We start from the raw sequence: 19,118 nt of genomic DNA, 5'->3' as shown, positions 1-19,118 counted from the left end.
TCATGGCCAGCCTACGGAGAGGGACTGACAACAGGAGGGTCGTGGATGGTCACGACGCTACGGAGACGACGTGTTCGTCGAAGAGGTTCCGGCACAGCTACCGCGCCAGTGCTTGTAGGCCGCTGACCAGATCGGCCTGTGCTAGTTCGTCGCGCTGGGTCGGTGTGAGCCAGCGGGCGGACGATCCGGCAGGCGTCCGCTCCACCAGCAGCACGTCGTCGACGGCCTCGGCGACAGCGTGCAGGTGGCTGATCACCATGACAAGGCGATTCCCGTTGACTTGGGTGCGCAGTACCTCGAGGGCGGCGTCCAGTGCGGTGGTGTCGAGGGCGGCGAAGCCTTCGTCGAGGAACAGGGAGCCGAGGGCCGGGCCGCTGCGGGAGTGCAGTTCGGCGAGCGCCAGGGCCAAGGCGAGTGATGCCTGGAACTTCTCTCCTCCGGACAGCCGGTTCGGGGGGTGGGCGACGCCGGAGTTGCGGCTGACGATGTCGAAGCTGTCGGCGAAGCCGAAGCGCCCGTCGGACATTTGGCCGAGCAGGTCGCTGGCGACACCGAGCAGTGCCTGGGTACGCAGCATGGTGAGGTGGTTCAGGAACTTGGCGTCGACCAGTTCGCGGCGCAGGACTTCCAGGGCTTCACAGCGGGCCTTGCCCGCGGTGATGGCGAAGTCCAGGTCAGCGGCCGGCTTGATCAGGTCCTGCGCTTCCTGCCGCTTCTGGCGCTGGTCTTTGGCTTCTTTGGTTGCCTGTCCGACTGCGGCAACGAGGGGGTGGAGCGCTTCGGGTGTTGTCAGATCGGCGTGGGTATCGAAGCCGTCGACATCGGTAAGTGCGGCGGCGCACTCGCTGAGGCTGTTCTCGGCAGTGGCTGCGTGGTCTGCGGCGGCGACGGCACGTTGGGTGAGCTTGTCACCCAGCGTTGAGGTGGTCGTCGACAGTTCGGAGGCGTACGTGCGGACTTCGGCGATCTCTGACTGGGCCGGGGCCTTCGGCGCCTGGTGCTGGTCGGAGGCCTCGAGATGCGTGAGGGCCTGAGTGACGGCCTGCGCCCACACGTCCAGTCGGCCGCGCAGTTGGTTCAGCGGGTGCTCCAGCCGGACCTGAGTGTCCTTGTCGAGGGCACGCTGTTCGCCAAGTACCTCGGCTTTCTCCGCCCTTGCCTTTTCCCTCTGGTCGAACAGCTCTTGGACTTCTGCCTGCCGGGTGGTGACAGCGGCGGCGGCAGCGGCTGCCTCATCGGCGAGGATGTCGATCGCGTCGTGCGGCAGCATCGCTTGGATGCGGGAGGGGAGCGTGCTGACCTGGGTGGTGGTCCTGACCACGGCACGGGTGTGAAGCGCGGAGGCCTTCGCGGTGTCGTCGGTGTGGCGTTGATGGGCTCGCGTGCGCTCGTCCAGCGCCTTGCGGCCGGCTTCGACCTCGGCGATGCGGCGATGCCCTTCGGCCTGCAGTTGCTCGGTGTGCCTGACGGCTGCCTGCTCGCATGCGGCGATCGCGTCGGCGATCGGTGCTGTGTTCTGCTCGAGTGGTGCAGGGCCATCAGCGGTCGGGGCAGCCAGGGCTGCGGTGGCAGCGGTCAGTGCGAGTGATGCTGCTTCGGCGTCGAAGCCTGCGTCGGTTTCGGCGGCCAGAGCAGCGAGGTCTGCGAAGGCGCGCACCGCGTCTGCACTGGTCTCCTGTGCTGTCTGCTGTGCGCTGTGGTGCTCTCTCTCGCGTGCAAGGACCGCCTCTTCGGCGGCGGTCATATCGGCACGGGCTTTAGCGAGCCGTTCGACGGCCGTGTCACGTGCGGTTTTTGCCCGGCTCAGCCGGTCCGTCGCCGCGGCCAGCTCGGCCGTATGAGTATCCGTCGGGGGTGCGAAGTTGTCCGGGACCTGCTGGTGGCATACGAGACAGTCGTCACCGGGGCGCAGTTCGGCGGCGAGCGCAGCAGCCGTGTTGCGTTGTCGCAGCGCCTCCAGATGAGTGTCGGCTTCCTTGACAGCTTTGCGTGCTGCCTCTGCTTTCGCCTCCACTGGGCCGAGATCGTCACGGGCGGATGTGCGCCGGTCCACTGCGGCAGCGTGTGCGCTCGCGGTGCCGGCGACGCGGCGGGCCGCCGTGAGGGCTGTGGTCAGCGCGGTGCGGACGGTGGTGACGCACGTGCGGATCTGGTTGCTCGTCTTTGCGGCGGCACCGGCCTGCTCGGCCAGCGGTTTTGCGTGTTCGGCGTCCTCGTCCAGTTCTGCCTCGGCTTCGGTGATGGCGTCGCGTTCGTCGGCGAGTTGTTCGGCGAGTATGGCGAGCCGGTCACGCTCACTGCGGTGTTCCTCGGCGTCTGCCGCGAGGGTCTTAAGGATCATGGCGGCTTGGGCGAGCGCGTCCTGGCCTTCTCCTGCCGCGTCTGCCGCGGTGATCGCTGCGGTCAGTTCGAGTTCACGGGTTGCGGCGTGTACGGCGCGCTGGTCCAGGGCGTCGTGGCGTGCGGCGATGTCGGTGGCGACGGGCTCGAGTGCGTCGAGGACGGCTCCGGCATCGGGCACTGCGCACGTTGACAGTGTTTCGGCGGTGCTGGTGGCCGACGCCGCGGTGGCCCGGGCTGCCAAGACCTCGCTCCGCAGTGCGGTGATGCGCTCGATGGCGGTCTTCAGCCGTTCGGCGTGGGCGGTGGCTGCGTCGGCGGCTGCGTCGGCTTCTGCGGCAGTCTGCTTGGGGTTGTCCGGCATGGGGGCGCGTTTGGCTCTCGCGTCGCTCAGCAGTGCCTGGAGAGTGTGGCTGTGACGGGCGGCCATCTGCTGGACCAGTTCCAGTGACTCGGCGCCGAACAGTTCCCGCAGCCGTGGGCTGCGTTCCTTGGGTGTGGCGGTGAGGAGTTGGTCGAACTTTCCTTGTGGGAGCAGTCCGACGCGCAGGAAGGTGTCGTAGCCCATCTGCAGCACCGCTTTGATGCGGTTGTCGACGGCGGTGGCGCCGTCGGTCTCCTCGCCGGTGTCCAGGTTTTTCAGGTGGTGCCGGGCGGCGTTCGGGTTAGTGGCGTGCATGGTCCGGTGTACGTGCCAGCGTTGTCCGTCGTGCAGGAAGGTGAACTCGACGCTCATGGCCTGTGCACCATCGGCGATGAGATGCCGGGGTTCTCTGGCATCCCAGGTGCTTTTGCGGAACAGGGCGAAGACGACGGCGTCGAGCAGGCTGCTTTTGCCGGCGCCGGTGTCGCCGAGGGCTGCGACCAGGCTTTTGCCGGTGAAATCGATCCGGGCCAGGCTGGGGTAGCTGCGGAATCCGGTGAGAGCGAGTACCAGCGGTTTCATCGTGCCGCCTCCGCTGTGTTGGTGTCGGTGCCGGTCAGCAGGCCGGAGCGGTCGATGCTGTCGAGGGGGCGGCCTGCGATGGCGGCGGTCAGCAGGTTCTCCTCGCAGCACGGTGCGGGATCGTCGGGGTCGGGTTCGGCCTGCAGCTGGGCGAAGGCGGCCATGACACGGTCCAGGGCCGGCCCGGTGGTGCCGCGGCCGGGCAGATAGTCACGCAGCAGGTCTTCGATGCCCGGCAGTTCCCTGGTGGAGGTCTCCCGGTCCAGCACGCGGTGGGCTGCATCGGCGCGGCGTTCTTCGACGTCGACGATCGTCGCGTGCGGCAGCATCGCAGTAAGGGTGCTGGACAGGGACGGGTTGAAGGCTTCGACGTTCACCACTGCTTTCACCCACGCGTCTCCGACCCGGCCGGCGCGCTGCGCGATCTCTTCCAGAGTGCCTTCCAGGCGGATCAGACGGCGGCCGGCGGTCAGCGGCACAGTCTCGATGAGGGGCTCCCTGCCCGGGCCGATCTCGGCCAGCACGACGCTCTTGGTGTCGCCCCTCTCGCCGAAGTCCATCTGCAGCGGACTGCCGGCGTAGTAGGCCGGGAATCCGGCGCGGGCGACGCGCTGCGGCTTGTGGATGTGGCCGAGGGCCCCGTAGGCGACGCCGGGCATGTCGGTGGCTGCGGCGGCGTAGTCGTCGGCGATGGAGATTTTCCTCTCCGAGTAGGAGGGGGCGGCTCCTTCGACGAACAGATGGGCGGCGAAGACCAGAATATCCCGGGCGCCGCTGCCCGCGGTCAGGCGACGGTAGGCATCGGTCTGAACGGTGCGCATCCGCTGGGCGTAGGTCGCGGTCGTCAGGGCGGGATCGGCGAAGTCGTAGGTGAACCGGTTGGGGTGCAGGTAGGGCAGTGCGCCGATGCGCAGCGTCAGGTCCCCGTCCTTGGCGGGGTAGTCGGCGACGAGCAGCCGGTCGGGGCGGGCGTCGGTGGCGAAGCGGACCCGGGCCTGGTCGTGTTCGCGGCTGCCCATGTCGTTGAGGACGTACTCCACGAATGCCAGAACGTGAGTGGTGTCGTGGTTGCCGGCGACGACGACCACGGGCGCGATCGCGCCGAGGCGGCGCAGTGCCTGTGCTGCGCGGCGTATGTCGTCCAGACCCGGGCGGGAGCTGTCGAACAGGTCGCCGCTGTGCACGATCAGGTCGGGGGCGAACTCGTCGGCGATGTCGATGATTTCGTCCAGGACGGCGTCGACTTCGGCGTCGCGTCGGTAGCGGCCGATCTGGCGGCCCAGGTGCCAGTCGGAGGTGTGGAATACGCGTGCCGTCACGGGGGCGCCTCCAGGGGGACGGTCGGCGGGCGGCCGCGGCTGCGCCGCTCGGCCGGAGGTTCAGTGGCGCCGACTGTACACCGAATCTCAGGAAAGAGTCTGGAAAACTCTGGAAGTCTGGTAACGTCTGGGGCATGAGTGATCCGCTGGACGCCCTGGAGAAGAGCATCAGCACCCTGCGTCGTGCGATCCGCGACGCTTCCGCCGCCGGTGATACCGAGCGCGCCAGCGAGCTGCGGGCGCAGCTGCGCCGTGCCGAGCGGGCCTGGGACGCCCTCCTCGACGCCGACGAACCGGCGCCCGCACCGCCCCGGCCCACGCCGGAAGCAGCTCCGGCCGCCCGGGGAGCGCAGCTCCCGGCACGTGAGCACGTCCACCGCGCCCTGATGCTGCTCGGGACCCCGGCCGCCCCCAAACTGATCGTCGGCGTGCACGAGGCGTTCTTCCCGGGCGAGCTGTCCGCGTCCAAGCTGTCCAGCCTGCGCCGGGACGAGGAGCGCTCCTACCGCTCCAGCCCCGGCGCCCGGCCGTACTACCTCCCTCCGGCACTGGCGCACGACCTGCTGACACCGGTGCGGGCGCTCGTCACCATCAGCACCTGGACGCTGGAACAGCGCATCATCGGACCACACTCACCACGCGTCGACTTCCTCACCGGCGCGATCCGCATCGCCGAGGCGGTGCACACCGCGGCACAGTCCGCGGGAAGCGGGCCCAGCCCGGAGGCGCTACGGCTGCTGTGGCGCTTCGCCGTGAACATCCCCGACGCGATGCCGAAAAGCGCCTCCGGTCACGAGAGTGCTCTGGATCCGGAGCAGGTGATCGAGGCCGCCCGGGCCGAGCTGGACGTGCACGCCGACGCCGACCGAGCCGCCCGGGCCGAGGCCTCGCGGCGGGCCCGCAAGTCACTGAGCGACGACCAGCAGCTGTTCGGCGCGCCCTCGCAGGGCGTCACACACCTGCGGGCCCGGGCCTGACCCTCTCCTTCAACAACAGTCCCCTCTCCCCTGCAAGGATCTCCGACACCGTGAAAGCACCCGTCGACGACCGACTGGCCGCGCTGCGCGGATCCGCAAAGCGCCGGCCCTACAACGCCCGCTCGCTGGCCGCCCTGGAGAACAACCCGCGCTGCACGCTGCGGGCCCTGCTGGACGCCTCCGGATCCGACAAGGCCGCGATCGCCGAGCACGCCGGCTACCCCTCCCCCTTCGGCCAGTCCGCCTTCGCCTTCGCCCGCGGCAACGCCTTCGAGGCGATGGTGAAGGACAACGGCTGCGCGGAACTCCTGCGCGTCCTGCGCGAGACGCTGAAGCTGACGCTGCCCGAGGTGGCGTACCTGAACCTGAACGACGTCGGCGGCGACGGCCGCAACGAGACCCGCCGCGACCACACTGCCCGGGTACTGCTGCAGGCAGCCCAGGGCACCGGCGACGGCACCCTGTTCGACCACCCGATGCTCTACCTCGAGGTCGGCGGGCAGGAGGCGTTCCTGGAGCCGGATCTGGTGGCTTTCCGTATCGACGGCCGCTTTTACATCGTGGAGATCAAGAGCTTCCCGATCATCGACGGGCAGGCCGACCCGGCGCCTGTGCGGTCGGCGACCACACAGGCGTGCGCATACGTCATCGCGCTGCGCGCTCTCCTCGAGGAGGCCGGGATCGGCCCGGAGGCCGTGTCCGACACCATCGTGCTGGTCGCACCGAAGGACTTCACCAACCGCCCGACCGCGGCGTTCGTCGACGCCCGCAAGCAGGTATCCGCCCTGACCCGTCAGCTGGCCCGCATCGAGCGCATCAGCGACCTCGTGGACCTGCTGCCCGAAGGACTCACCTTCGACCTCGACATCGACAAGGACAACAAGCAGCCCCGCCGCCCGGCCGAAGAACTGGCCGAGGCGCTGGAACAGGTGCCCGCGACGTACCGCCCGGACTGCCTGAACCACTGCGAGATGGCGTTCTACTGCCGCGCCCGCGCCCGCGCGGAAGCCTCACTGGACGTACTCGGCCCGGCGGTGCGCGAACAGTTGGGCGGGATCGACACCGTGACCATGGCCCTCGGACTGGCCCGCGGGCAGCTGACACCGACCGCTGACCAGAGCGACATGGCCGCCGCGCTGCGGCACGCCGCACGGTTGCGCGCCGAGCTGACCGGAGAAATCGGGGGTGCCGCGTGAGCATGCTGTCTGCGTTGGCGCATGTAGAGGCGATGGAAACCATGGAGGCGGTACACCAGACCGAGTTCCGCCACCGGCGCCTGTCGGGCCGGCCACTGGTGATCATCCCGTTGACCATGGCCGGAGAAGCCGGAGCTCCGCTGGCGGCCATGGTCGGCACCGCCAAGAGGGACATGACGCTGCTGGTCGTGCCGCAACCCCGCAACCGCGACCAGAGGTTTACGTTCGCCGCCGACCTGGGCCAGATCGTGATGAGGTACATCGACTCCTACCGCCAGGACCGCCGCGGCGACGGCGAGCGCTCCCATTACAGCGACGCGCCGCAGATCCTCGTCCCCAACCACGGCGGCATCAAAGCCATGGCCGACCTCGGACGCATGTGCCGCTTCCGCTCGACGTCCGGCCCCTACGCCGTGCCGGACGTCGTCCCCGAGTTCGGCATGTGGCTGACGTTCCTGGTCGACACCGCCGAAATGGCCGGCACCTCCATGCTGCTGCCCGTCACCGCGATGCTCAGCGAGCACTGGGCCACCGGCCAAAGCACGCTGGAGGACCAGAACCTGGCCTCCCTCATGGCCTGGATCGCACCCCCGGACGGGCTGAGCGTCGAGCAATCCCTGGCCGACGCGGAGAACCCGGACATCTGCCCGCCGGCGGGCCCGGCGACGTCCCCGGAGTTCGACAACCGGCACCTGGCACCTGCGATCAAACGGTTCGACGCGGCCCACACCCTCGGCGACCCGCACGAACTGACCACTGCCCAGGCCGAGTTGCGCGACCTGGTCGCGGAACAGGTCAAGCCCACTTGGCGCATGATGTGGACAGCCATATCGCTGCTGCGGTCCGTCCCCGAAGCACCGCGGACCGCCAAGCGCTTCGAACGCGACTGCGTGTCCTTCACCTCCTACTCCGACTACCGGGATGCCGGCGGCTTTCCCCAGCGCAAGCGGGACACCGCGATCGGCGCGGCACAACGCCTGAGCCGGCTGGAGCGAGCGCTGGCCGACTTCGAAGCCGATATGGCGTTCGACGACCCGTTCGTGCTGGCCGACCGGCGCAGCGCCGGGGAGGCATTCGCGGGAACGGTCGAGGAGAGCGAGCCCGGCCGAATGGTCACCACGGCCAAGAACAGACGGGTGCCACGCCCGTACGTCACCCTCCGCACCGACGACCCCGTACGGCTGGCCGCCGGCACCAAACTGATCAGCCCGTCCATGCCGACAGGCCACAAGGCCGTCATCGCCTCCGTCCACCCCGACGGCGACACCACGCTGGTCACCGTGGAGGTCACCGGCGGCATGGGACGCTCCCGCACCCCGAACCCGGGCACCGTCCCGGAGCCCGGCCAGCACCTCGCCTACCTTCCCGACCCGGGCTGGCGCCCGACACCCGTGTTCCCGGCATCCGATCACACCCCGTGGACACACAGCCCCGGCCCCGACGAGCCGGACACCGACTCCGCCGTACCCGAGGACGCCGCCGCAGAGGAGTGGGGCCATGAGGACTGACGACACCACTGCAGCCGACCCGGCAGCGTCCGCAGACGCCGCCACCGCGGCGATCCTCGCCGACCTGGCCGACACCCGGCACAAGGCCGTCGTCGTCGACTCCCCGCCCGGCGCCGGCAAGAGCACCCTGGTGGTCCGCGCCGCCCAGGAACTCACCGCATGCGGCGAACGCCCGATCATCGTCGCCCAGACCAACAACCAGGTCGACGACCTGATCGAGCGCCTCGCCACGACGCACCCCGACATCCCCCTCGGCCGCCTGAGCGCCAGCGACTACAGCCCGCCACCGGCCCTGGGTGCCCTGGCGAACACGACCGTCGGCCGCACCCTGGGTGACCTGGCCGGCTGCCGGATCATCGTCGGCACCGCCGCCAAGTGGGCCACCGTCCGCGACAGCACGTTCGGCTGGGCGATTCTGGACGAGTCCTACCAGATGCGTTCGGACATGCTGCTTCAGATCGTCGAGCGCTTCGACCGTGGCCTGTTCGTCGGCGACCCGGGCCAGCTGGACCCGTTCACGATCGTCGGCACCGAACGCTGGATCGGGCTGCCGCACGACCCGACGCAGAACGGCGTCAGCGTGATGCTGGAACACAACCGAGGCATCCCCGTGCACCGGCTGCCGGTGTCCTGGCGCCTCCCGTCCTCCGCCGCGCCCACCGTCAATGAAGCCTTCTACCCGTTCACCGGCTTCACCGCCGGAACCGCCCACGGCACACGCGCCCTGGAGTTCCGCACCGCCGGGTTCGGCAGCACGGACCTGGACGAGACCCTCACGATGGCCTTCACCACCGGCTGGGCCCTGCACGAACTCAAGCGCCGCCACGTCCCGCGCACCGACACCGAAACCATCCAGACCGCCGCCGACCTCGCCGGCCGGCTGCTGGACCGCGGAGCGGTCGCCACCTGCGAGCGCCACCGCGGCGGCCGCCCCCTGAACGCCGGCGACATCGCCATCGGCGTCGCCCACCGCGACCAGGCCGACCTGGTCCGTACCGCACTCACCCGGACCGGCAACCCGGACGCTCCCGATGTGGCGGTCGACACCGCGAACCGGCTGCAGGGCCGCGAGTTCGAAGTCGTCATCGTCGTACACCCGCTGTCCGGCCGCCGGGACGCCACAGCCTTCCACCTGGAGACCGGACGGCTGTGTGTCCTCGCCTCCCGCCACCGGCAGGCATGCATCGTCGTCGCCCGCGAAGGAATCGCCGACCTCCTCGACAGCCACCCCTCGATGGATCCGGTGCACCTGTCCGTGCCGGCCAAATTCCCCGACGGCTGGGAAGCCAATCAGGTCATGCTGGCAAAACTCTCCCAGCACCGCGTCGCCGCATGACTCCCGGGCAACATCCTGACCCGGGTATGCAGCTTTCCCGTCGAAATCGAAAATCCATTCCTTTTTCTGTGATTCGTCAGTACCGGCGGCCGGGACGGCGAAGTACTGATGGGTGGCGCTTTGTGTCCTGGTGGGAAACGGCCGTTGTTCCCAATTCGTGGGAGATCTGTCAGCGATGGCCTTCAAGCTAGGAAGCTCTGTACACGTGGGGAACGTACGAGGCGAGGGACGGAATGGATCAATCGCGACAGTGGTGGCGGAGCGTTCTGTCCAGCGACTGGACTGTGTTCGCCCTGCCCGAGGACCTCGTGCGGGAACGCTATACGGCCCTGCTGGCTGCGTTGGAGGAATTGTCTACCCGCGGCCCGATGTGGACACCGGCTCAGATTCTCGAGCAACTGCGCACCGTGGGTTACCACGATGGGCTGACCGAGGAGCAGTTGCTGTCGTCGCTTGAGCAACTGGCCAAGTGGGAGCTCGCCAAGCCGTTCAGGGACTATGCAGCGCCGGTGCGCAACTACCGCGGGGTGATCTCGCGGCAGGAAGCCTGGGCGTTGACACTGCGAGGCCGGGCGTTGGTGGCCGCTGTGCGGGCAGCGGTGCTGGACTCTCGTCGTGCGCTGCAGCTGCCGAGCCGGCTGCTGGACGGTGTGGAGCAGACGGTCCGCCGGATGCTGGAGCATTTCCAGAACGATCCTGGGCTGCTGCCAGGGGATCTCGATGATGTGCGGACCCGGATCGATGAACTCCAGCGGGTTACGGCCGACTTCTACGGTGCGCTGGCGCAGATGGTCCAGTCCGATGTCACTGACGACGATGTGTTCGGCAGGAACCGGGACCGGGTGCTCGAGGCGCTGCGGCAGTTTCCGCGGGAGTACGGGCGGGCGTTGCGGCGGGTGGGGGACGCATTGGTGGCGCTGCGGGAGGTGGGTCACGGTCCGGTCGTGGAGACTGCGGCCGTGCACGCGGGTCTGGTGGATCCGGCCGAGCAGCAGCGCTGGGTGGACGAGCGGATGCGTCGCCTGGCCGACTTGGAGGCGTGGTTCACGCCTGACGGGACGGTCTACCGGTTGATCGCTTCGGCTACTGGTGCTGTACACACGCTCTTGATCGCGATCGACCGGCGGTATGCGGCCAGGAGGCGGGGCGCGGATCTGGGGGCTGACTTCCGCTCTATGGCGCGTAGTTTGCACCGGCAGGGCGGCGCGGAGCAGGCGCGGCGCGTGTATGGGGCGGCGTTTGGGGACTGGCCGGCTTGGCACGCTCAGATCGGGCCGGCTGAGGAAGACGTGGCACATGCGACGGTGGCGGCAGCCGGGCTCACGGTACACCGCGTAGAGGTGACGCTGCGTGAACATGAGCGGGTGGGGAAGCCTGGTGGCAGGCCCCGGAAGCTGGCGGACACCACCGTGGACCGGGAGAGCGCGCTGGCCCAGGCGCGCGAGGCGGCGCAGCTGCGCCGCCGGTTTGCCCAGGTGCTGGTGACTCCTGGAGAGGTGGGGCTGGAGCATTTCGCGGGGTTGGCGGCGGATGCCTCGGTGATCTTGCTGCGGGCGGTGGAGGTGGCGCTGCAGGAGTTCGACCCTGTGCTGGGGTTCGGGTCTGCGGTGGCCGAGGGGGCCAACGTCGTGGTGCGGGTGCGGCCGGGGATGGCGGACCGGCAGGTCCGGGTTGAGTTGGCCGAAGGGGTGTTGACCGGCCCGGATCTGCGTATCCGTGTCGATGCGAGCGAGCAGGCCGGCGAAGCGGTTGTCCAGGGGGCGGCATGAGCGGCGAGGTGTTGGAGGCCGATCTGCGGGATGCGGCCCGGGTGCTGGTGGATCGAGGACGGCTTCGGGCCGAGGCTGAGCCGGAGCTGTACCGGGCGGCTGTAAAGGGGCAGGCCGCGTTGGCAGGGCTGTTCCGGTCGGAGCTGGGCTGGACGTTCGAGGTACTGGAGGTGGCGCAGCTGGTCCGGCTGCACAAGCGGCGTGTGGATGTCCCTGGTGACCGGGGGCCTTCGGTGGCCCGCGGCGGGGGCCGTCCGGTGCTGCTGTCGCAGGAGGCGCTGGTGCTGGTGTGTCTGGTGTGTGAGCAGTTGTGGCGGCGTCCGCGGTTGAGCGTGCGGGAGTTGATGCAGGCGCTCGCGCAGGTGTGCGCGGAGGAGGCCGCCTCGGGCGGGCTGCCGCGGGTGCAGTGGGTGGCCGGGGAAGGGACGTCGAAGCAGGAGGCCCGCTGGCACCGGCAGAATCTGGTGGACGCGTTGCAGGTGCTGGAGGCCGAGGGTTCGGTGGAGGCGGACTCCGACCTGGAGCGGGTCGTGGTGGACGAGGACGCTGACCTGGTGGTGACGGCTTCGAGGGACCGGCTGGCGGCGCGGTTCTCGTCGCTGTCCCCCGCGCTGCTCGGCTTAGACGTGCTGCCCCCGCAGGAGCACGCGGCGGCTTTGTCGACCGCTTCGTTGCTCGACCCGGTGGCACCGGAGCCGGACCAGACGGCGTCATTGGAGGGGCGGCGGCTGCAGGCGCTGCGGCGGCTGGTGGACGACCCGGGCGTGGATCCCTTCGACGAGCAGACCTCGGGGACGGCGTACCTGCACACGCTGGCCGGCCGGGAGCGGGGGCTGGCGCTGCTGGCCGGCTTGGGGTTGGGGGTGACAGTGCGCCGGGACTGGTGGGAGGTCACCGATCCCAGTGGGCTCGGAACCGCGATGGACTTCCCCAACGGGCGGCGGATGGAGCGACAGGCCGCGCTGGCGCTACTGGCTCATCTGTCCGAGCGGGACCGGGCCGGTTCGGTGGTGCAGGTGGGTGACGTAGTGGAGCTGCTGGAGGGGGTACGGGCGGTGATGCCGAACTGGGCTGCCGGTCACAAGGCACAGCTTCCCGCGCTGGCACGGGCAGCGATCAGTGAGCTGACGGCCGCGCGGCTGCTCGTGCCGGTGGTGGGCGAGGCAGAGCAGTGGCAGGCGACGCCTGGGGTGCACCTGTGGCGAGTGCGGGTGGCGCACGCCGCCCGCGGCACGGCGGGGCCGGAGCCCGGTGAGGCGTCCGGCGTCGAGCCGACTGAGGGGGATGCGTGAAGATCGCCGGAAACGGGCCCGTCAGGGCCGGTGGCGTCAGGCTCGGGGTGCCAGTCGCGGAGGGCCGCTGGCAGCCCACGCGGGCCGGGGTCGTGAACTCCTGGGCCTGGGCGGAGGAGGAGCTGCTGTTCGGCAACGGGTGGCTGACACTCGCAGGGCCGAACGGGTCGGGGAAGTCCTTGTCAGCGTCGATGCTGGTCACGGTGCTGCTGGACGCAGACGTGTCGCAGACCGCCTTGTCGGTGTCAGGGAAGGCGGCCGGGACGTTGCTGAGCCGGCACACCGACCGGGACGAGCAGCAGGACCGCACAGGGATGTGGTGGCTGGAGTACGGTCGGCGCACCGATGACGGGGCTGTGGAGTATGTGACGACTGGGTTGTGGCTGAGGGCAGTCGGCAAGGCGATGCACCGGGTGTTCTTCCTGGCACGAGGGCGAGTCGGGGAGCAGCTGCGGCTGCAGGTGGACCGGGAGCCGGTGCGGATCGGTGACCTCGCAGCGCAGTTGGCTGCCTGTCAGGGACAGGCCTTCACCTCCAGCGCCTCGTCTGCGGCGTCGAACCGAGCGCGGTTGTCGGAGCATCTGCAGGTGGTCGGGGACGAGCACGACTACCGGCGGGCGGTGCGCGAGGAGCTGTTCGCCCCGCTGGACGAGGTGCAGTTCGACGCGCTGGTGGGGGTGCTGCGCAGCCTGCGCAGTGTGCGCACGGCGGAAGCGATCTCCGCGGCGGAGATGGGCCGGTTACTGTCCAGCGCGTTGCCTGCGCTGGACGGTGAGCGGCTGACGGTGATCGCTCAGGCGATGGAGCGGATCTCTGAGCTCGAGGACCAGTTGGAGCGTGCCCGGGCGGAAGAGAAGCTGCTGCAGGGCGCGGAACGGGCGTATCGCCGGTATGTGGAGGCGGTGGCGGTGGTCGAGGCCGCCTCGCTGATCGCGGCGAACACCGGGTTCGACGCTCAGACCAGGCGTGAGCGCCAGGCGAGCGAGGAGGCGCAGCAGGCCGGGGCGCGGGAAGCCGAGGCCGTGGAGCTGCTGGCCGGGACGCGGGCCGAGATCGGGGAGTTGGAGGGGCGGAAGAACGCGGCGGAGGAGGAACTGCGTGGGCACGCAGGCGCGGTCCTTCCGCAGCGTGAGCAGCGGGCGGTCGAACTGGCCGCTGCCGCCCGCACAGCGGCCAAACGGTCGGACGAGGTCGGCGGCGAGGCTTCCCGGGCTGAGGGCGCCGCCCGGGAATCGGCGGATGGCGTCCGGTCGGCGCAGGGCGCCGTGTCGGCGGTGTCCGGGCCACTGCGGTTGGTGGGGGGCCGGCTTGGCGCAGATGCGGCCCTGGAGGGACTGCTCACCCTCGACGAGCGGCTGGTGGCGGCCGAGGCCGCGGCAGTGACCGCAGGCGTGGTCGACGAGGCGTGCGCGGCACCGCTGGCGTGGGTGGACACCCGGATCTCCCAGATGCGGAAGGTAGAAGCCGCGCTCGGAGACCATGCGACGGCGCAGGGAATGGAAGTCGCGGCGGCGGCCGATCTGCGCGAGGCCGAAGGGGTCGAGGAAACGGACCGGGCCACGGCCGACCAGACGGGCAGGACGCGGGCGCGGGCCGAGGACACGCTGCTGGAGGAGATGCGGCAGTGGGCAGACACGGCAGTGGAGTTGCGCGGTCCCGCCCTAGAGCTGCTCGTGCGGGACGGTCGCGGCGACGGGGAGCGGTTGCCCGTCGGGAAGCTGACAGCAGGGCTCGCTCAGGTCGCGGGCGAGGCGCGGGCGAGGATCGACGCGGCAGGGCACCACCGGCAGGCAGTCGCGGACCGTGCGGTGGCCGAGCAGGCGGCCGGCGCATGGGAGCAGGCACGCACGCTGTGGGAGCAGGAACGCGGCGCGGCCGAGCACGCCTCGCAGGCGTTGCACGGGGCACAGGAGGAGGCCCGGGAGCAGGACGCGGCCGGGAAGGAGGCCCGGGAGCAGCACCAGGAGACTCACTTGCGGCAGGTCGCACAGGCGGAGGCCGCCGTCGCGCAGGCTCAGGAGGCAGCGGACGGGGCCGGATCGGCAGCCGGGGCTGCCTGGGAGCAGTGGCAGGGCCTGGTCGGCGTGTGGCGGCGCGATGCGGTACTGATCGACGTCGGCATGGTGCCGGAGCCGGCCGGGGACGGGGCCGCGGTCGACGCCACGCGGACAGTCGCGCAGATCCAGGTGTCCCTGGAGCGGGCGCACGCAGCGGCCGCCGGGCGGCTCCAGCGTGCGGTGGACGCCGCCGACCAGGCGGCGGGACTCGCGCAGGAAACGGTCCGTGACCTGGAGCAGCAGCTGGAGCAGGCCCAGCAGGCGGCGCCGGTACCACCTGCACCGCTGTGGCGCAGCCGGCAGCCCGTAGACGGCACCCCGTTGTGGGCGCTGGTGGACTTCGCCGAACACCTGACGGACGAGGCCAGAGATCGCCTCGAGGGTGCTCTGCTGGTCAGTGGCCTGCTGGACGCACTGGTCCGTGCCGACGGACAGGCGGTGGCAGGGGATGTGACCCTGCGCCCTGGAGCTGCGGCGGCGTCGGGGGCGAGTCTGGCGGACGTACTTCGGCCCGACGCGCAGGGCCGGATCGCCCCCGAGCGGGTCCACCAGCTGCTGCGGTCGATTCCCCTGGACCCGTCGGCGGGCGATCAGGTCACGATCGCGGTGGCGACCGCGGTCGCACCGGCCGGCTACCAGGCGCGGTTCATCGGGCGAAGTGCCCGCGAACGCGCCCGGCTCCGGCACGTAGCCGACCTGGAGCAGCAACTCGACCAGGCGCAGGGGACATTGCACCGGGCACGCGAGGAGACTGCGCGCGCTCGCGCCCGGGTGAACGCCGCCGCGATGGAGCGGGACCGGTTCCCCTCCACCGCCGGGTGGGAGCAGGCCCGCGAGAGGTGGCAGGGCCTTCTCAAGACGCTGCAGGAGACCCGCAACCGGTCCGCTCAGGACATCCGCCTGGCCGAACGCGGGCTGGCGCAGGCACTACACGCCCTGGACGCGGCTGCCGCGCGGCGCCGCACCGCGCTGGAGCTGCTGGCCCAGGAGGCACGGCACACCGAACAGGTGGCGGCCACGGCACTGGCCGCAGCCCGAACAGCTGAAAGCACAGCGCGCGAGACGGCCGGGACCGCAGCCGCCAGCCACGCCGTGTGGGAGCAGGCGAAGGACGCCCAGGCCCACGCCGATGTCGAGCAGGCCGGTTTCCCACCGCTGGATCAGGTCTTCTCGGCCCAGGAGCAGGAGGACGACGCGAGCGAGCAGCTGCAGCACTCCATCAGGCGCACGGCCGATGCACGCGAGCGGCACCGCCGGGCCGGTGAGGCCGTGCGTCAGGCGCTGCGGGCGTTGAACCGGGCAGCCGACGCGGGCGGCGGCACCGTGCTGCCCACGGATCCGAAGGCGGCCGACGCCCACCGCGAGGACACCACCTTGATGTTCCGGCAGGTCGAAGCCTGGCGGGGCGCCGCAGGGCGGGTGATCGACCTCGCGGGACGGGCACGCCAGGACGCGGCAACCGCCGAACGCTGGCGGACCCTGGCGGCCGACACCGCCCGGGAGGCAGAGCAAACCGCCGTGGACGCGGGGCGCGAGAAGGCGGCTGTCGAGGAGATGCGGCGCCTGCACGGCGCCGAGTACGAGGAGCTGCGCGCCTCGCTGCAGGAGGTCACCGGTGCGCTCGACCGCGCCCGGGCACGGGTGGAGGAGCTGCAACGCGCCAAGGAAGAGGCTGCTGCTGACGCGGCGTCGGCCCGGGCGCGGCTGGATGAGGTCGCGCCGCTGCGCCAGGCGGCCGAGGAGCACCGCGATGCCTGCCTTACCCGGTTGGGCCGACTCGTCGACGAGGGCCTGGCCCTGGTAGGCGAGGACATCTCCACCGGGCCGGAGGGCCGGCCCGCGAACCTGACCGCGGGACTGGCCTGGGCCAGGCACCTGCTGGCCGACCGCCACACCGGGCCAGGCACGGGAGTGGGGGCGGACCGGCTCGCCGCAGCGTCCCGGGCCCGGGACGCTGCGCTGAAGACCCTCGAGGGCGCCGCCCGCACCGCCAACAGCGCACTGGCCCGGTTCAACCGCCAGGTCATCCTCACCAACATATCGGGTACCGGTTGGCAGCGTGCCGAGGTCGCCGACCCGGCCGCCGCCCGCGGTCAGGACCTGCGCACAGCGGTGGAGGCGCTGCGCGCGGCAGTCGCCCAGCTGGAGCAAGACCTGCGCGCCGACATCAAGAAAGCCATCAAGACCAGCATGTTCGCCCAACTACAGCGCGACGTTCAGGTCCGCCAAGATCTCGCGCAACAACTGGTGCGGCAGATCGGCCAGACCTTGGAGGATGTGCGTACCGGGGTGGCCCGGGTGGGCGTGAAGGTCGAGTGGGCGGTGCGCACAGACGCGGACGCGAAGGCCATGGTGGAACTGGTGAAAAGTCCCCCCTCGGACGAGATGTTCGAGCGGATGTATGACGTACTGCGGCAGCGGATGGACGAGTCCGTCGGGGACACGTGGGCGGACAGGGTCGCGCACACCTTCGACTACCGGGCCTGGCACGAGTGGAAGATCTCGGTGACCCACTCCTCGTTCAGCGATGGGGGCAGTGACCGTTTCAAGGAGGTCAAGCCGCGCGGTATGAACCCGCTGGAGACGTTGTCGACCGGGGAACGACGCCTGGCCACGATGCTGCCCCTGCTGGCGGCCGCGTGGTCGATGTACAGCGGGGAGTACCGCGGGCCGCGGCTGCTGTCGATCGACGAACTGGACGCGGCGTTCGACGACGCGAACCTTCGGCAGATGCTGGGACTGCTGCGCCGGTGGGAGTTCGATGTGCTGGCGACCGCGCCCTCGATGACCCCGGTGATCAAGAAAGAGGCCGGGCAGGTGGTCATCCACCAGGTCATCACCAGCGGGAAGCACCGCGTGACGGTGCCGTGGCTGTGGCAGGGCCACGGGGAGGCGCAGCCGCTGACGCTGGACCTCGACCTGGACTTCGACGGCGGGATGGCCGACTGATGGGCACGACATGGGAATGGGTCGCGGGCGATGAGGCGCTGGCCCCGCTGTGGGCAGCCGTGCACGACCGGCTGTGCGCCGGGACGGATCCGGCGGCCGTGGCGAGTGTGCGGGTGGCCGGTCTGCCGCCAGCGGGGGTAGCGGCGCTGCGGGCGTGGCTGGACGACGCGGGCCGACTGCGGCGCGGCACCTCCGCGGTGGTCATGGACGCCCGCGGGGCACGAGTACCGGTGCGAGCGCTATGCCAGGTACTGCGGCTGGAACCGCAGGACTTGGTGGCACTGGTGGAGCATGCTGTGGGACGGCCGGTGATCGACCGCGCGCAGCAGCGCATAAGCGACGCGGCACTACGCCAGGATGTGTGGCAGTACGCGGCCGCGCAGCTGCCGGCGTGTCCGGGGCTGGTCGCGCGGATGCGCGCCGCCGGGATCGGCGTCAACGAAGGCACAGGGGTGCGCAAGCTGGTCGACGCCCTCGCCGCCGTGACGACACGGCTGCCGGCCAACCCGCCGGTCTCGCTGCCCAAGCTCGCCCACGACACCGCCGGTGACCCCCATTTCTTCGACCTCGACACCCTCGCAGGCAGCCGACTCGTCACACTGGTCGCCGAACTGACCGGACAGGTGGAGCCGACACGACCGGACCGGATCCGCGTCCTGCTCGAGCAGACCGGAGTGGTACCTGACCGGCTCACCGCCACCGTGCTGCTCCACCACGTTCAGGCAGTCGGCGACGGACCGATCGACCGGCGCTTACGCGACGCCGTCGCGCCCGTCTCGCTGCACCTGTTCGACCTGACCCGCACTCCCCCACGTCTGGACCCGATCCAGGTGCTCACCGTGGTGGAGAACCCCTCCGTCCTCGAAGCCGCCCTTGCATGCGGCCACACCGCGCCGCTGGCGTGCACCAGCGGACAGTTGCGCGCCGTCGACCACGCCCTGCTGCAACTCGCCGTCGACCAGGGCGTGGCCCTGCAGTACGCAGGCGACCTGGACGGGCCAGGGCTCGGCATCGCGCACACCGTCACCCGCCTGTACGGCGCCAGACTCGTCGCCATGGACCTGGCCACACTCCACGACGCCGGAACCCACCCGTCCGCAGTGGTACTGGGCCCGCTCCCCGCCGAAGACATCGACCCGCAGCTCGCCCGCGAACTGCGCAACGTGGGGCGGGTGGTGTTCCAAGAACACGACGCCGTTCTGGACCGCCTCCTCCCCCCCCGCTTCCACCTACTGAGCTTGACTCATGAAGTCGTTGGGGTGAGGAACAGTCCGGTCCCGGTGAGGCATCCGTCGATGAGGTGGGGACGATGCCGTGCCAGATGGTCTGGATGAGGTGCTCGGGTGTGGTGAAGGCGATGTTGGACAGCCAACAGCGCAGCCGCCGATACCGTCCGCCACATCAACAACCACACGAGCGCGACCTGATC

At 70.4% G+C, this 19,118-nt stretch carries 10 protein-coding genes; 8 read left to right on the top strand and 2 right to left on the bottom strand.

What is annotated here, in order from left to right; genetic code table 11:
- Positions 1-97: 97 nt before the first annotated feature.
- Positions 98-3,286, bottom strand: a complete 3,189-nt coding sequence (locus AB0D27_RS25460) for an SMC family ATPase (RefSeq protein WP_362512990.1) — start codon at positions 3,284-3,286, stop codon at positions 98-100.
- Positions 3,283-4,605, bottom strand: a complete 1,323-nt coding sequence (locus AB0D27_RS25455) for an exonuclease SbcCD subunit D (RefSeq protein ID WP_362512987.1) — start codon at positions 4,603-4,605, stop codon at positions 3,283-3,285. Before AB0D27_RS25455 ends, AB0D27_RS25460 begins: the two co-directional genes overlap by 4 nt.
- Positions 4,606-4,739: 134 nt before the next feature.
- On the opposite strand from AB0D27_RS25455, the gene AB0D27_RS25450 reads away from it, so the two are divergent.
- The 8 genes from AB0D27_RS25450 to AB0D27_RS25415 all read left to right on the top strand — a co-directional run bounded on the left by AB0D27_RS25450 (position 4,740) and on the right by AB0D27_RS25415 (position 19,023).
- Positions 4,740-5,582 (top strand): hypothetical protein, encoded by an 843-nt coding sequence (locus tag AB0D27_RS25450; protein WP_334490548.1) that lies wholly within the window; start codon positions 4,740-4,742, stop codon positions 5,580-5,582.
- Between the two features lie 50 nt (positions 5,583-5,632).
- A complete protein-coding gene (locus AB0D27_RS25445) occupies positions 5,633-6,778 on the top strand; it encodes a hypothetical protein (RefSeq protein ID WP_362512984.1) in 1,146 nt (381 codons plus the stop codon).
- Between the two features lie 2 nt (positions 6,779-6,780).
- A complete protein-coding gene (locus tag AB0D27_RS25440) occupies positions 6,781-8,286 on the top strand; it encodes a hypothetical protein (RefSeq protein ID WP_362513037.1) in 1,506 nt (501 codons plus the stop codon).
- Positions 8,276-9,622, top strand: coding sequence for an AAA domain-containing protein (locus AB0D27_RS25435; protein WP_362512981.1), 1,347 nt, complete (start codon positions 8,276-8,278; stop codon positions 9,620-9,622). Before AB0D27_RS25440 ends, AB0D27_RS25435 begins: the two co-directional genes overlap by 11 nt.
- A 284-nt stretch (positions 9,623-9,906) precedes the next feature.
- Positions 9,907-11,391, top strand: coding sequence for a DUF2397 family protein (locus AB0D27_RS25430; protein WP_362512978.1), 1,485 nt, complete (start codon positions 9,907-9,909; stop codon positions 11,389-11,391).
- Positions 11,388-12,683 (top strand): DUF2398 family protein, encoded by a 1,296-nt coding sequence (locus AB0D27_RS25425; protein WP_362512975.1) that lies wholly within the window; start codon positions 11,388-11,390, stop codon positions 12,681-12,683. The genes AB0D27_RS25430 and AB0D27_RS25425 overlap by 4 nt, the downstream gene beginning before the upstream one ends.
- On the top strand, positions 12,680-17,689 hold the full coding sequence (locus AB0D27_RS25420) for an SbcC/MukB-like Walker B domain-containing protein (RefSeq protein ID WP_362512972.1): 5,010 nt from the start codon (positions 12,680-12,682) through the stop codon (positions 17,687-17,689). The genes AB0D27_RS25425 and AB0D27_RS25420 overlap by 4 nt, the downstream gene beginning before the upstream one ends.
- Entirely contained in the window at positions 17,689-19,023 is a 1,335-nt protein-coding gene (locus AB0D27_RS25415; RefSeq protein WP_362512969.1) for a TIGR02679 domain-containing protein, read from the top strand. Before AB0D27_RS25420 ends, AB0D27_RS25415 begins: the two co-directional genes overlap by 1 nt.
- Positions 19,024-19,118 lie beyond the last annotated feature (95 nt).

The organism is Streptomyces sp. NPDC048415 (assembly GCF_040651675.1).
GTDB lineage: Bacteria > Actinomycetota > Actinomycetes > Streptomycetales > Streptomycetaceae > Streptomyces.
Note: the sequence above shows the minus strand (reverse complement) of the source record. Positions and strands in the feature narration are given on the sequence as shown.

What these genes read in the sequence shown, in the direction of transcription:
- AB0D27_RS25460 (WP_362512990.1), bottom strand. Translation starts at nt 3,286, where the DNA reads ATGAAACCGCTGGTACTCGCTCTCACCGGATTCCGCAGCTACCCCAGC.
- AB0D27_RS25450 (WP_334490548.1), top strand. Translation starts at nt 4,740, where the DNA reads ATGAGTGATCCGCTGGACGCCCTGGAGAAGAGCATCAGCACCCTGCGT.
- AB0D27_RS25440 (WP_362513037.1), top strand. Translation starts at nt 6,781, where the DNA reads ATGCTGTCTGCGTTGGCGCATGTAGAGGCGATGGAAACCATGGAGGCG.
- AB0D27_RS25435 (WP_362512981.1), top strand. Translation starts at nt 8,276, where the DNA reads ATGAGGACTGACGACACCACTGCAGCCGACCCGGCAGCGTCCGCAGAC.
- AB0D27_RS25425 (WP_362512975.1), top strand. Translation starts at nt 11,388, where the DNA reads ATGAGCGGCGAGGTGTTGGAGGCCGATCTGCGGGATGCGGCCCGGGTG.
- AB0D27_RS25415 (WP_362512969.1), top strand. Translation starts at nt 17,689, where the DNA reads ATGGGCACGACATGGGAATGGGTCGCGGGCGATGAGGCGCTGGCCCCG.